The sequence below is a fragment of the Bacillus sp. LR--39 genome, from assembly GCF_053613335.1.
Genome location: NZ_JBSIOT010000753.1, coordinates 1 through 762, shown reverse-complemented (window position 1 = coordinate 762; position 762 = coordinate 1). Strand labels below are relative to the sequence as shown.

The 762-nt window shown below is 44.8% G+C and carries 1 protein-coding gene; it reads right to left on the bottom strand.

Features of this window, described 5'->3' with window-relative positions:
* Window positions 1-157 precede the first annotated feature (157 nt).
* Window positions 158-762: anion permease (locus tag ACWHAR_RS26315; RefSeq protein ID WP_452088329.1), on the bottom strand; the 605-nt coding region annotated here is incomplete at its 5' end.

Sequence of the window (762 nt, the reverse complement as noted above, 5' to 3'; positions counted from 1 at the left end):
CAGTCCGGCCACGATGCACCAGACCATGATCTGAAAGAATAAAACCATATTCGAATCCCTCACATCTGAAATAGGTTCTGCTTATTGTATTCGAGAGATCCGGATGGTTTTCCTGTTCCATCAAAAAAACCGCTCCTTTGACAGAAGCGGTGTGACATTAAAATATCATATTTAAAATAAAGTAGGCGATGGCACCAAGTGTCGCTGAAATCGGAAGCGTGATGACCCATGTAATGAGCATTCGCTTGGCCGTACCCCAGTTTACGCCTTTTACGCGGTGGGACGCACCGACGCCAAGAATTGATGAAGAAATGACGTGGGTTGTACTGACCGGCAAATGAATAAACGTGGCACCGAATATAATGGCTGCTCCGGTTAAGTCAGCGGAAACACCATTTACCGGGCGGATTTTCATGATCTTACCGCCAACGGTTTTGATGATTTTCCAGCCGCCGATTGATGTTCCGAGACCCATGGCTGTCGCGCAGGCGAATTGCACCCAGGTAGGAATATCATTAGCAGAAGTATGTAAATTCGCTGTGATGAGAGCCATTGTGATAATTCCCATTGCTTTTTGCGCATCGTTTGTTCCGTGTGTATACGATTGCAGGGCAGCTGTTACAATCTGCACTCTGCGGAATTGCTTATTCGTTTTCGCCAAGTTGCTGTCTTTGAAAATCAGCTTAACGATGCTATAAAGAATAAAACCAAGGACAAAGGCAATAATTGGTGATAGGATCAGTGCTTCAATGATTTTAATGA